General features: G+C 71.5%; 8 protein-coding genes and 1 pseudogene. 8 read left to right on the top strand and 1 reads right to left on the bottom strand.

All coding sequences use genetic code 11. The features are described 5' to 3' along the window. Position 1 precedes the first annotated feature (1 nt). Positions 2–1,675 (bottom strand): alpha/beta hydrolase, encoded by a 1,674-nt coding sequence (locus NON19_RS03900; protein ID WP_255925146.1) that lies wholly within the window; start codon positions 1,673–1,675, stop codon positions 2–4. Positions 1,676–1,944: 269 nt separating this feature from the next. Here NON19_RS03900 and NON19_RS03895 point away from each other — a divergent pair, with 269 nt between their 5' ends. The 8 genes and pseudogenes from NON19_RS03895 (at position 1,945) to NON19_RS03860 (ending at position 14,050) form a co-directional block, all read left to right on the top strand. Continuing rightward, entirely contained in the window at positions 1,945–4,476 is a 2,532-nt protein-coding gene (locus NON19_RS03895) for a glycoside hydrolase family 15 protein (protein ID WP_255925145.1), read from the top strand. A gap of 447 nt (positions 4,477–4,923) precedes the next feature. Next, complete coding sequence (locus NON19_RS03890; protein ID WP_255925144.1) at positions 4,924–6,186, top strand: phenylacetate--CoA ligase family protein; 1,263 nt, start codon at positions 4,924–4,926, stop codon at positions 6,184–6,186. After that, complete coding sequence (locus tag NON19_RS03885; RefSeq protein ID WP_255925143.1) at positions 6,183–7,466, top strand: MFS transporter; 1,284 nt, start codon at positions 6,183–6,185, stop codon at positions 7,464–7,466. The genes NON19_RS03890 and NON19_RS03885 overlap by 4 nt, the downstream gene beginning before the upstream one ends. Positions 7,467–7,471: 5 nt before the next feature. Then, positions 7,472–8,608, top strand: a complete 1,137-nt coding sequence (locus NON19_RS03880) for a GNAT family N-acetyltransferase (protein ID WP_255925142.1) — start codon at positions 7,472–7,474, stop codon at positions 8,606–8,608. After that, the gene (locus NON19_RS03875) at positions 8,605–9,759 is read left to right on the top strand and encodes a LuxE/PaaK family acyltransferase (protein WP_255925141.1); all 1,155 of its coding nucleotides are present in this window, start codon (positions 8,605–8,607) and stop codon (positions 9,757–9,759) included. Before NON19_RS03880 ends, NON19_RS03875 begins: the two co-directional genes overlap by 4 nt. A gap of 38 nt (positions 9,760–9,797) precedes the next feature. Continuing rightward, positions 9,798–12,086: pseudogene (locus NON19_RS03870) on the top strand (acyl-CoA reductase); the annotation flags it as partial. A 385-nt stretch (positions 12,087–12,471) separates the two neighbouring features. Beyond that, on the top strand, positions 12,472–13,197 hold the full coding sequence (locus tag NON19_RS03865; protein ID WP_255925366.1) for a maleylpyruvate isomerase family mycothiol-dependent enzyme: 726 nt from the start codon (positions 12,472–12,474) through the stop codon (positions 13,195–13,197). 58 nt (positions 13,198–13,255) lie between these two features. Then, a complete protein-coding gene (locus NON19_RS03860) occupies positions 13,256–14,050 on the top strand; it encodes a methyltransferase domain-containing protein (protein WP_255925140.1) in 795 nt (264 codons plus the stop codon). Positions 14,051–14,063 lie beyond the last annotated feature (13 nt).

The following is a 14,063-nucleotide window of genomic DNA, read 5'->3' as shown; positions in this document are numbered from 1 at the left end:
GTCAGTCGCAGGTACTACCGTCCGCGGGCATCAGACCGGTGCGCAGGAACCGGTCCACCCGCTGCCGAACGCATTCACTGAGCCGGTAGGCGCCATGGCCCTGCCCCCGGTAGGTGAGCACCACGCCGACACCGGTCGCCTCCGCCATCCGTCGCGCACCGCCGTGCGGGGTGACCGGGTCGGTGGCCGTCGCCACCATCAGGATGTGCGGCGCGCCCCCGGCCCGTACGTCACGCCAGGAGTCGTCCCCGCCGCCGACCCATCCGGTGCACGCCAGCAGTTCGTGCACGCCCAACGGGCCGAGGATCGGCGCGGCCCGCACCAGGCTGGGCAGTACCGCCTGCGCCTCCTGCGGGGTGTAGCGGTCGGCGGAGTCCCGGCACCGTACGGCCAGGCTCGCCGCGTACGCGTTGTCGGCCGGAGGGTCACCGGCCGCGACCCGCCGGGTCACACCGGCGCCGCCCGGCCCGGTCGCGCCGCCGAGCCGGGCGAGCGGCAGGGCGTCACGGCGGATCACGAGGGCGCGCAGCGCGGACCGCAGCGCATGCCATTCACCCTGGTCGAAGACGGAGTCCGCGAGGGCGTGACTGAAGGTCTGCTGGTCGAGTACGGCGCCACGTACCGCCAGCGGATGGCCGTCCAGCGCGTCGTAAGCGCGGCGCAGCCGGGCCTCGGCGGTGTCCACCGTGCCGTGGAAGGGGCACTCGGCACCGTGTCGCCGCAGGCAGTCGGTGAGGAAGTCACGGATGCCGCGTTCGTCCTCGTTGGCCCTGGCGAGCGCCGTCCGCTTGGTGTCCGAGGTGGGGTCGACGATGCCGTCGAGCACGAAGCGGCCGGTGTGGTGCGGGAACTGGTGGGCGTAGACGGCGCCGAGTTGCGAACCGTAGGACGTTCCGAAGTAGTTGAGCTTGCGGTCGCCCAGGGCCTGCCGCAGCACGTCCAGGTCGCGGGCGATGTTGGTGGTTCCGACGTAGGGCAGCATCGGACCGGACAGCCGCGCGCAGTCGCGGGCGTGATCCGCGTACTGCTGTGCTTCGGTGCGCAGTTGCACCGCCGCGTCGTCCACCGGGTCGGCGTCGCCCGGCGCGGCCGTGTCGGCCGATGCCGCGACGGGGGCCGCGCCTCGCGGGTCAGTGCAGGTGAGCGGGTGGCTGCGGCCCCAGCCGCGCGGGTCCAGGCCGATGAGGTCGTACGACTGCCGCAGCCGGGCCAAACCGCCGATGTGAGCGGCGAGTTGGTCCACACCCGATCCGCCGGGGCCGCCGAAGCCGAACACCAGCGAGCCCAGCCGGTGCCGTCCGCCGCTGGCCCCGAAGCGGCTCACCGCGAGCGTGAGGGTGCCCTTGGCCGGGGCGGAGTAGTCCAGCGGCACCTTCAGCCGGGCGCACCGCATGGCGGAGACGGCGGCAGGCGTTCGCACGCCGCCGCTCACCCCGTGTCGGCCGCAGTGCGTCCAGCTGAGTGTCTGCTGGTAGTAGCGGCGCAGGTCGGGCCGGGGGTCGCGGGAGTCGGAGGGCGGGTCGTACGGCGCGTACGGCAGGGTGGCCGCGTACGCGAGCGCGGCGAGCACCAGCGCCACCACGGCGAGCACGGCCAGCACGATGATCCAGACGCCGCCCGGTCCGCGCCGTGCCAGCATGCCGGACAGCGGTGATCGTGACCGGACGGGACCCATGCCGTCACACTAAGTGGCACCCTGCCGCCCCGCACCCGGGAGGCCGCCACTTCGGTGACGACCGACGCCGTCTTCACCGCTTGAACACCGCAACCGCGCCCAGACGACCACTGTTTGAAATCTTGACAGGTACGCGTCGTCGAAGGAGGCTCACACAGCGCCCGTTCCAGCACCCTTGGGGCGGTGGCGCGCCCTGCGGCGCCTCGATCACGTTTGACGTCGTGCGAGGTCCCCCACCCCTGGCGACCGAAAGGCATAAGTGCAGCGATATGTTCGACAAGTCGAGCAAGCGGCCACCCCGCCAGCCCACCAGACCACCCGGCAGATCACCGTCCCGGCCGCGTAGCGCCCCGCTGCCGCGCAGAACGTCACTGCTCACCGCCGCGGTCACGCTGGCCGCCGCCGTGCTCGCCGGTTCCGCGGGCAGCGCGGTCGCCGCACCGGCGCCCGGCGCACCCGGTGCGAACGCGTACTGGAACGAGCCGCACGTGCAGGGCTTCGCCAACGCGCTGTCCGCCCAGTCGAAGATCTGGTACACCATCGGCGACGGCGAGTTGCAGAACGTGTTCTATCCGCAGCCCGACACCCCGGACACCTTCGGGCTCCAGTACTACGTCACGGACGGCTCGTCGTTCACCGACAACGAGGTGGCGAACACCAGCCACGCGGTCTCGCTCGTCGATCCCACGTCATTGGAGTGGCAACAGACCAACACCGCGACCAACGGCAAGTACAAGATCACAAAGACGTATGTCGCCGACCCGGACCGTTCGGTCGTCCTGGTGCGCACCACGTTCCAGAACCTCTCCAGCAGCCCGTTGTCGCTGTACGCGCAGTACAACCCGGCGCTGGGCAACGAGGGCATGGGCAACACGGGGTCCACCGACACCAGTGGTGATCTGACGGCGGCGAACGGCTCGGTGGCGAGCGCGCTGGCGTCGTCCACCGGTTTCACCGCGTCCTCCACCGGCTACGCGGGCACCACCAGCGACGGCGCCAGCGAGCTGACCGCCAGTCACCAACTCACCACACCGGGGCAGAGCGCGCCGACCGCGGGACACATCGCGCAGACCGCCCAGATCCCGGTGGCCGCCAGCGGCAGCACCACCTTCACCCTCGCCCTGGCCTTCGACACCAGCACCGGTGCGGCGGTCAGCGACGCCTCCGCCTCGCTGGGCGCGGGCTTCGACACGGCCGAGAGCGGCTTTCGGTCCGGCTGGCACAACTGGCTCGGCGGCCTCAACGCACCGCCCGCGTCGGTGGCTTCGGACACCAAGCTCAAGCAGCAGTACGAGGTCTCGCTGATGGAGGTGAAGGCGGACGAGGACAAGACCCACGTCGGCGGCTTCGTCGCGGCGCCGCTCACCCCGTGGGGCGGGAGCGTGAGCGCCAACAGCGCGGGGGCGCACGGCTACCACCTGGTGTGGACCCGCGACGAGTACCAGATGGCCACCGCCCTGCTGGCGGCCGGTGACACCGCCGACGCCAACGACGCGCTGAGCTACGTCCTCAACTACGAAGAGACGTCCAGCGGTTATGTGAAGCAGAACAGCTGGCTGGACGGCACCCAGGAGTGGGGCGGGGTCCAGGAGGACCAGGTCGCCTTCCCCATCGTGCTCGCCTACCAGTTGGGCAGGACCGACGCCGCCACGTGGTCCAAGGTGAAGCTGCTCGCCGACTACCTCGTCAGCAACGGCCCGGCCACCGGCCAGGAGCGGTGGGAGGAGAACGGCGGCTACTCCCCGTCCACGATGGCCGCCGAGGTGGCCGGTCTGGTGTGTGCCGCGCAGCTAGCCACCGCCAACGGGGACTCCTCGGACGCGGCCACCTATCTGGCCAAGGCCGACGCCTTCCAGACAGCGGTGGACTCCGACACGTACACCACCACGGGCTCGATCGCCGGTGGCTCGTACTACGTACGGATCACCCCGAACGGCAATCCCAACAACGGCGACACCGTCACCATCTCCAACAACGGTGGCACCTACGACGAACGGGCCGTCGTCGACCAGGGCTTCCTGGAGTTGTCCCGGCTCGGGGTGAAGCCCGCGTCGTCGCAGCAGATCACCAACTCGCTGGCGGCCGTCGACGCCACTATCAAGACGGCCGTCCCCGGCTACGGCACCTACTGGGGCCGCTACAACCACGACGGCTACGGGGAGACCTCGTCCGGTGGCGACTACACGGGCGCGGGCCTCGGGCGGCCGTGGCCGGTGCTCAGCGGGGAGCGCGGCGAGTACGACGTGCAGACCGGTGATCTGGCGGGCGCCCAGGCCATGTTGGGCTCGATGGCCAACGCGGCCAACACCGGCTACCAGATCTCCGAGCAGATCTGGCCCGGTGCCAGCGCGGACGGCTTCACCCAGGGGCAGCCGGACAACTCCGCGACCCCGCTGATGTGGACCATGGCGCAGTACGTGCGGCTGGCCGTCGACATCTCGGCGGGCAAGACGGTGGACACCCCGGCGGTCGTGGCCCAGCGGTACGCGGGCGGCGGCCCGCCGAACCAGGTCTCGGTCACCTTCGACGAGAACGCCACCACGTACTGGGGCCAGAACGTGTTCGTCGTGGGCTCCGTTCCGGCGCTGGGCTCCTGGGACCCGGCCAAGTCGGTGGCGCTGTCCTCGGCGTCCTATCCGGTGTGGAGCGGCACGGTCCCGCTTCCGGCGAACACCACTGTCCAGTACAAGTACATCAAGAAGAACCCGGACGGCAGCGTCACCTGGGAAAGCGATCCCAACCGCTCGTACACGACCGGCGCTTCGGGATCATCGGTCACGCTGAACGACACCTGGCGCTGATCCAACTGCCCGTCCCCCTCCGGCCCGTCCCGTTCATTCGGGGCGGGCCGGAGGGCTTTCCGGCAGGCCCCGCTCATACCACGGTTCCGGGACAGCGGTATACCCGCAGCCCACGGCCGCAGTGCGGAATGGGACCGGAAGGGGTGGTACCGTTATTGCACTGTGGGGACATCAAACGGCCCGCGCGTACCGCGAGTTGGCCAGAATTCAACCTTTTACCTGGCGCATTCCTTCCAGCTCCGACCGGCTGGAAATCGCCTGCTCGCCTGCCGGGGTCACCTCGGCTACAGCTAGCGTGCTCCCCACCCGCCGGAAATACTCCCGAAACACGGGAGACGGACCGCTGCCACCGGTGTGAGGCGGCCCGTACGGCGGCACCGCAATCCGTCAAGTGATCTCTCAACCATGTGAGGTCACTCTCCTTCGCATGCCACAAAGCAGGAATCGATGCCCGTTCAACAAACAACGGAACTCATACGCTTCGCGCGTCACAACTCACCGTTCTACTCCGAGCTCTACGCCGGTCTGCCGGATCGGGTGGCCGAGCTGACGGACCTGCCGGTGGTGCCGCAGGCCGAGTTCTGGCGAGCCAACTCACCACGCGGCAATCGCCTGTTGACCGGGGCGCTCACGGAAGCGGTGGTCTTCAAAAGCGGTGGCACCACCGGGGCGCCGAAATTCTCCTTCTACACGCGTGACGAGTGGCGAGAATTCACCACCGCGTTCGGCGAGAACCTGGTCGGGGCCGGGCTGCGTCCCGGGCACCGGGTCGCCGACCTGTTCTACGCGGGCGAGCTGTACGCCAGTTACACCTTCATCCTGGACTCTCTCCAGCACTCCCCCGTCGACAACGTCCGGCTGCCCATCGGCGGCGCGGCGCCGCTGGAGTCGACCGCGCACACCCTGGAGGAGTTCGAGGTCGACGTGGTGGCCGGTACGCCGACCACCCTGTGCTCACTGGCCGACCATCTGATCGCCGCCGGTCGCCAACTCCACCACGTGGAACTGCTGTTCTTCGGCGGCGAGAGCCTCTTCTCCGACCAGCACCGGTTGTTGGCGCGCGCCTTTCCCAACGCCCTCCCGCGCTCCATCGGTTACGCCAGCGTCGACGCCGGGCTGCTCGGCGCCGCCGTGCCCGGCGGCGACCCCCGGGTGCACCGGCCGTTCTCGCCGTACACCGTGATGGAGATCCTGGACGAGCACACCGGCCAGCCGATCACCGTCAACGGTGTACCGGGCCGGGCCGTGGTGACCGATCTGCGGCGGCGCCTGATGCCGATCCTTCGCTACCCCGCCGGCGACCGCGCCGAGTGGGTGGACGCCGACGCGGGGCACTTCAGGATCCTCGGCCGCTCCGAGGAGGGCGTGCGCATCGGCCCGGTGTCGCTCTACACGCAGGACGTGCACGACATCGTCAGCGCCGCCGACCTGGCCGGGCGGGTGGTCGGCACGCAGCTGGTGGCCCGCCGCCGGGACGGCCGCGACGAGCTGGTGCTGCGGCTGGCGTACGACCAGGAGGCCGCCGGGCTGGAGGATTTGGCCGCCGCGATCGTCAAGGAGCTGCTCGCGGCCCGTCCGCTGTACGGCCAGGCGGTACAGGCCGGTCACATCCATCCGCCGGTCGTCGAGTGGGCCCGCATCGGCGAGCTGGCGGTCAACTCCCGTTCCGGCAAGCTGATCCGGGTGCTGGACGAGAGGCCGCGGTCATGACGGCGACGGCAAGCGCCCGGCGACTGCCCCTGGTGCTGCGCAACCGGGCGTTCGGCACCGTGTGGGCCGCCCAGGTGCTCACCCAGGCGGCGAACCGGATGTTCCAGGTCGGTGCCGTGTGGTGGCTGGTCGGCTACGCCGTCGGCGGTGACCGGGGGCTGGCCTCCGGCGCCTTCCTGGCGGTGAGCACCCTGCCCGCGGTGGCGCTGGCCCCGCTGGTGGCCCGGGTGATCGCCCGGTGCCCGCACCGGGAGGTGCTGCGGATTTCCGCGGCGGTGGCGGGGGTGGCCGCGGCGGGTGTGGCGGCATGGGCCTGGCTGCACGCGCTGCCGCTGGTGGTGGCGTACGCGGCGGCGCTGGTGCTGGCGGCCTGCCAGGCCCTGTTCGACCCGTGTCTGACCACGTCGGTGCCGGAGTTGGTGGACGACGCGGACATCGAGGCGGCCACCGGGTTCGAGTTGTCCACCCAGTCGCTCGCCGGGCTCGCGGGCGGTCTGCTGGGGCCGCTGGTGGTGGACGCCGGGGGCTTCCCCGCGGTGCTCGCCGGGTGCGCCGGAGCGTATCTCGCGGCGGCCGCACTGCTCGGCCTGGCCCGCTTCGCGGGAGCCGTGGCGGCGGGGCCGGACGAGGAGCAAGGCACCGTCGAGCGGCGTACGTTGCGCCAGGTGCTCACCGGACACCCGCTGGTGCGCTGGGTGTTGCTGTGCCTGACGGCGGCCAACCTGTTCACGACGTCCGTCTATGTGGTGATGCCGCTCTACACGCGCTCGGTGCTGCACTCCGACGGCAGCACGGTCGCCACCTTCGAATCCGTCCTGGGCGTCGGCGCGTTGGTGGGATCGTTCACCGGCCGACGGCTGCCCGGCGGTCCGGCGACCACCGGCGGCGTGTGCCTGGTGGCGATGGCCGCCGCGCTGGGGCTGCCCGGCGCGATCGCGAGCCAGAGCGCGGTCGCGGGCGCACTGGTGGTGGCCGGATGGTGTGTGGGTGCGGTCGGGGTGCGTTTCGTGGCGCTGTTCCAGCGGCTGGTACCCACCGCGGACAAGCCGGTGTTCTTCGCCGCCATGCAGGCCCTGCTCGGTGCGACGTTCCCGGTCTCCTCGCTGGTGTTCGGCTTCCTCGGCGACCACTTCTCGCCGCGCTCGCTGTGCCTGGTCCAGGCGGCCGGACTGGTCCCGGCGGCCCTCGCGCTGTGGCTGCTGGGCGGCCGCCAGCAGGGGGAACCCGTCGAGGACGACCAGCCGTTGGAGGCGGCCATGGCGTTGGCGGGTGAACGGTGACGGCCATGACGCTCACCCCGGCGACACCGCGCGACATCGCCGAGCTGCGGCAGCTGTACTTCGACGTCTACGGGCACGGCTACCCGGTCGCCCTCGGCAGCGACCCGGCGGTCATGCGGCGGCTGATCGCCGACCCGGACACCCACTGGCTCACCGCCCGTACCGGCACCGGCGAACTGGCCGGTTCCGCGGTCGTCCAGACCGATCCCGGCACCCGGGTCGGCAAGCTCGTCGGCCTCGCCGTCCACCCCGCGCACCGCCAGGCCGGGCTCGCCGGACAGCTGACCGGATCGGTGTGCGCGGCGGCGTTCGACGGCGGCGCGGTGGACTCGGTGTACGCCACGGTCCGCATGGTCACCCGAGGCCCGCGGAACGTGGTGCTGCGCAACGGGTTCCAGCCGGTCGGCCTGATGCCCAACGCGGCCGAGGTGGAGGGCTGCGAGAGCCTGGCGCTGTTCGTCCGCTACGCCGACGGGGTGCTCAGCCGCCGGGAGCCGGTGGCGAAGGTGCCGCGGGCGCTGTGCCCACTGCTGCGCGCCTGCGAGGAGAGCACGGGCATCGGCTTCGGCACGGTGGCCGTCACACCGGCTGAGCCCAACTCGCCGCGTCGAACCAGGCGTTCGGGGGCCGACTTCGAACTGCTCGACGCGCCCGGTTTCGTACGGCGCCGGTTCCTGGAGCTCTACCCCGACCCGGCCAGCCGGTTCTTCCCGCTGCACACGCCGAACGCCGTACTGCTGCCCGGTGACGGCCGCTTCGAGGTGTACGCGCAGCTGGACCGGGCGGCCGGAAGCTGCGCGCTGCTCGCGGTGCATCCGCACCTCGGCGCGGCCACCGACGCGCTGGAACCGCTGATGGACGCGGTGGCACGAGCCGGTGCGGACTATGTGGAGGCGCTGCTTCCACTGGCCGACACCGCCGGTCTCGCCGCCTTCCTGGCCCAGGGATTCGTTCCGGCCGCGGTGTATCCGGCGATGCGCCGGGCCGCTGACCGGTTCCACGACTATGTGGTGCTCTCCCGCACCAGCCGCCAGATCGACTTCCGCGACGTCACGGCCGACGGTGTGCTCCAGCCGTACCTCACGGCCTATCTGACGGCCTGGACTTCGACGTATCTGCCCCTTCCCGAGGTTGTCTCATGACCCCCGCCAATCCACCGAACCCGCACCTGGCCCCCGTCGAGGTCCCCGACCCCGCGGCGCTGCCCCACGTACAGCGGCTGTGCGACCTGGCCGACCCGTACGCGACGGACGCCGACGAGTTGTTCGCCACCGCCATGGCCGAGGCCAACGCCTGGCACGCGGAGCGCTCGCCGTTCTTCCGCTCGCTGCTCGCGGACACCCCGCCGGGCGACCTCGCCCCGCTGGTGCACGCCAACTTCTTCAAGCTGCACGAGGTGCTGTCCATCCCGCGCGAGGAGGTGTTCCTCCATCTGACCTCGTCCGGTACCAGCGGTCAGAAGTCGCAGATGTTCTTCGACGAGTGGACCATCCGCGCGGCACAGCGCATGGTCGCCCGGATCTTCGACTTCTACGGCTGGATCACCCCCGACCAGCCGGTCAACTACCTGCTGTACAGCTACCAACCGGCGCCTGAGATGCGCCTTGGCACCTCGTTCACCGACAACTACCTGTGTGACTTCGCGCCCGCCCGGCAGGTGACGTACGCGCTGAAGCACACCGGCCGCGGCCATGAGTTCGATGTCTTCGGTGTGCTGGGCGCGCTCCAGCGCTACGCGGACGAAGGGCTGCCGGTACGGATCCTGGGCTTTCCCGCGTTCTTGCACTTCACGCTGGAGCGGATGCGCGAACTGGGCCTGCCCGCACTGCGGTTGCCCGAGGACTCGCTGGTGGTGCTCGGCGGCGGCTGGAAGGGGCATGCCGACCGGCAGATCCCCAAGGACCTGTTCTACGCGGCCGTCACCGACCAACTGGGCATCCCCGGCGAGCGGATCCGCGACACCTACGGTTCCGTCGAGCACTGCGTGCCGTACGTGGAGTGCAAACGCCACCGGCTGCACGTCCCGGTGTGGTCGCGGGCGGCCGTGCGCTCCACGGAGACGCTGGAGCAACTGCCGTACGGCCAGCGCGGATATCTGCACCTGGTCTCCCCGTACATCACCTCCGTTCCGGCGCACAGCGTCGTGATGGGCGACCTGGCCTCGCTCCAGCCCGGCGAGGCGTGCGACTGCCCGCTGGGCACCGACTGGTTCACCATCCACGGGCGCGCCGGACTGAGCCGCAACCGCAGCTGCGCGGTCGCGGCGGCGGAACTGCTGAAGGGAATGGCGTGAGCGACGCACGCGCGGCCGCGGGGCCGCAGAAAACAACGATGCCCGCACCCACGCCGCGCGGGCGGAGAAGCGAACAAGAAGGCGCTGCGAGCGACGCACGCGCGGCCGCGGGGCCGCAGAAAACAACGATGCCCGCACCCACGCCGCGCGGGCGGAGGAGCGAACAAGAAGGCGCTGCGAGCGACGCACGCGCGGCCGCCGGGCCGCAGGAAACATCGATGCCCGCACCCACGCCGCGCGGGCGGAGAAGCGAACAAGAAGGTGCTGTGACCGGCGACGTGCATTTCTGGCAGGGGGAGTTCATCGGCGACGACGAAGCCGCCAAGCGACTTGTCGACCTTCCGGCCGTCGTGGAGGCGGCGCTGGCCGAGCCGTTGGACACCGACACCGTGCTGGCCGCCTGCGACGCGCTCAGCACCGCGCTGCGCGACCGGGCGCGTGGCGTACGCGCCCGGCTGGCCCAGCCACTGCTCGACGCCGGTACGGACGCCGCGGAGGCGGACGCGGTGCTCACCGAGATCGCCGAGGCCGTCAGCCGTACCGCGCTCACCCGCAAGCTGCGCCGGGAGTTGGGCGGTCCCGCGCCGGAGCGGCTGACCCGCCCGGACGCGCGCAGCACGGTGTTCGAGGCGTGGGCGCCGGTCGGCCTGGTGGTACACATCGCACCGGGCAACTCGGCGGGCGTGGCCCCGCTGAGCGTGATCGAGGGGCTGCTCGCGGGCAACGTCAACGTGCTCAAGACCAGCAGCGGTGACACCGCGCTCGCCCAACTCCTGCTGGCCGAACTGGCCGCCGCCGACCCGACCGGCGCCATCGCGTCCCGGCTGATCGCGCTGCGCTTCCCGTCGTCGCGGCAGGAGTGGCTGCGGGACATCTGCGCCGCCGCGGACGCGGTGGCCGTCTGGGGCGGCGAGGCGGCCGTCGAGGGGGTGGCCGCGCACGTTCCGGCGGGCTGCCGACTGGTCGAATGGGGCCACAGGATCTCGTTCGGCTATCTGACCCGCGACGTGTGGGCCGATCCGCGGACGCTGGCCGCGCTGGCGGTGGACGTGTGCCGCTTCGAGCAACAGGCCTGCTCCAGCCCGCAGGTGGTCTACCTCGACACCGACGACACGCAGGAGGTCTTTGACTTCGCCCGGCGGTTCGCCGCCGTGCTCCGCGAGGTGTCGGCCGAGCGACCGGTGCCGCGGATCGACGAGGCCGCCCGGGCCGAGATCACCACCACGGAACTGGTCGCCCGGCTGGAGAGCCATCTGGGGCTGACCCAGGTCATCACCGCCGAGGACGGTTCCTGGCGGGTACTGGCCGACTCCCGGCCCGCGTTGACCGCCTCACCGCTGCACCGCAGCATCTGGGTCAAGCCGCTGCCGCGCGCCCGGATGACCTCCGTGCTGCGGCCGATGCGCCGCTATCTGCAGACCGCGGCGATCGGCGGTGGCAGGTCCGACATCGCGGTGCTGTCCCGGGCCGCCATCGCGGCCGGGGTCCTGCGGGTCACCCCGGTCGGCGCGATGCCGGACAGCTACCACGGCGAACCGCACGACGGTGTGTACGCGCTGCAGCGCTACAGCCGCCGGGTCAGCGTGCAGGCGGACGACCGGTTCGCCGACGTGGCCTGCCTGGACGACCTGGTGCGCCCGGTGATCCCGCCCGCGCCGCCGAGCGGACCGCTGCTGGACAAGGCGGGCGTACAGCGCGCGCTGCGCGACATCGACCCGGACGACGCGCAGTTGTACTTCCGCAGCGGCGGCACCACGGGGACGCCCGCGCTGTCGGTCTTCACCCACGACGACTACGACACCCAGATGCGCGCCGGTGCGCACGGCCTGCTGGCCGCCGGGTTCGATCCACGGCACGACCGGGCGGCGAACCTGTTCTTCTGCGGTGGGATGTACGGCAGCTTCATCAGCTTCTTCTCCATCCTGGAGCGGTTGACCGCCACCCAGATCCCGATCGCCGCGGGGTCCGACCACCGGGCGATCGCCGAGGCGCTGATCGAGTACCGGGTGAACACCGTCTTCGGCATGCCGTCGTACCTGTGGCAGCTGTTCCACTCGCAGGCCGACCTGCTCCGGCCGTACGGCGGGATACGCAAGGTGTTCTACGGCGGTGAGCACTTCACCGCGGAGCAACGCCGCACGCTGGAGGCGGACTTCGGGGTAGAGGTGATCCGCTCGGCCGCCTACGGCAGTACCGACCTCGGGCCGCTCGGCTACCAGTGCGCGTACGCCGAGGGCTCGGTGCACCATGTGCTGACCGAACTGCACATCCTGGAGGTGCTCGACCCGCAGGCCGACCGCCCGGTGCCGGACGGGCAGCCCGGTCGGCTGGTCTTCACCAGCCGGGTGCGGCAGGGGCAGCGCCTTGAGCGGTACGACATCGGCGACCTGGGCCGCACGGTGCCGGGCGAGTGCGGTTGCGGCAGCCGCACCCCGCGCGTCGAACTGCTCGGGCGGCACGGCGATGTGGTGCGGGTGGGCACCTACTTCTACAACTACCGCCAGTTCGTCCGCACCGCCGAGGAGCGGTTGGCCTACCGCGGTGAGCTGCAGATGGTGCTGGACCGCGGGGCCGACCGTGAGCACCTGACGCTGCGCCTCGACCGCCGTTACGCCCCGTCGGCGCAGGCGGCACGCGATGCGTTCCTGGACGGGTGCGCGGAGTTGCGCGGTGCTCTCCCCAAGCGGGGGCCCGCCGCGCTAGCTTTGCCCCATGACCGGCACCCCGTTCGATTTCCGGCATGGCGCGGCGGCCGTCCACGAGGCGACCGAGCGCCTGCTCGTGTCCGTCGGCAAGCTGGACGACGCGGCCGCCCGCGAGCCGTCCCTGCTGCCCGGCTGGACCCGCGGCCATGTACTGGCGCACCTGGCACGCAACGCCGACGCCCTGGTCAACCTGCTCAACTGGGCGCGTACGGACGTCCGCACCCCGATGTACGCCAGCGCCGACGCACGCGCGGCCGACATCGAGCGCGACGCCGACCGGCCGCTGGCCGAGCACCTGACCGATCTGCGCGCCACCGCCGCCCGCTTCGACGCGGCCGCCGCCGCACTGCCCCCCGACCGCTTCGGCTACCAGGTCGAAATGCGCAACGGCGTGGTGGAACGGGCGGAGCGGCTGGCGCTGCGCCGCCTGGCCGAGGTCGAGCTGCACCATGTGGATCTCGACGTCGGCTACACCGTCGACCAGCTCCCGCCGGAGTTCGTCCACGCCGAACTGCGCTTCCTGGCAACGGTGAAGTTCGCCGGGCACGGCGGGCTGCCCGCCCTGCTCCTAGTCACCGACGACGGCCAGCGTTGGCCCACCGGCCGCCCGGAAGGCCCGCCGCTGACGGTCACGGGCTCCGCCCACGCCCTGGTCGGCTGGTTGACCGGCCGCACCGACGGCACCGGTTTGGACAGTGGCGGCGGGCCGCTGCCCAAGGTGCCGCCGCTGTAAGCGCGCGGCAGCGTATGTCCTGGTCGGCCGCGCATCCTCGGTGCGCGAGGATGGCCGCATGACGCAAGAAAACGGGTATCTGCTGGACAACCGGCAACGTGAGGCCGGTCGGCGGTTCGATGCCTTCGCCGGGATCTTCGATCCCTGGACGCTCGGCCACCTGGAGCGGGTGGGGCTGACGGCCGGGTGGCGCTGCTGGGAGGTGGGTGCGGGCGGGACCTCGGTGCCCACCGCCCTCGCCGAACGGGTGGGGACCACCGGGCTCGTGCTGGCGACGGACATCGACACCTGCTGGCTGACCGGTCTGGCCGCCCCGGTCGAGGTGCGGCGGCACGATGTGGTGCGGGAGGAACCGCCGGGCGGTGGCTTCGACCTGGTGCACGCGCGCCTGGTGCTGGTGCATCTGCCCACCCGGGCCGAGGTGCTGCGGCGGTTGGCCGCGGCGGTGCGCCCTGGCGGCTGGCTGGTGGTGGAGGACGCCGACCCGGCGCTGCAGCCGCTGGCCTGCCTGCACGAGCGCGGTCCAGTGGAGGAACTGGCCAACCGCATCCGTCGGGGGTTCCGTACGCTGCTCGCCCAGCGGGGCGTGGACCTCTCCTTCGGCCGGACGCTGCCCGCCCTGCTGCGCGGTGCCGGGCTGCGCGATGTTCGAGCGGAAGGGTACTTCCCGGTCACCTCGCCAGACTGCCGGGAGCTGGAGGCGGCCACCGTACGTCAGCTGCGCGAGCAGCTGGTGGGGAACCGGCTGGCCACCGAGTCGGAGATCGACCAGCACCTGGCCAACCTCGACAGCGAGGAACTGGACGTCACCACCGCCCCGCTCATCACCTGCTGGGGCCGCCGCCCCGCCTGACTCACCCTGGTCC

It is taken from the genome of Streptantibioticus rubrisoli, assembly GCF_024436055.1.
Classification (GTDB): Bacteria; Actinomycetota; Actinomycetes; order Streptomycetales; family Streptomycetaceae; genus Streptantibioticus_A; species Streptantibioticus_A rubrisoli.
The sequence above is the reverse complement of the archived record's forward strand: the minus strand, read 5'-3'. Positions and strand labels throughout refer to the sequence as shown.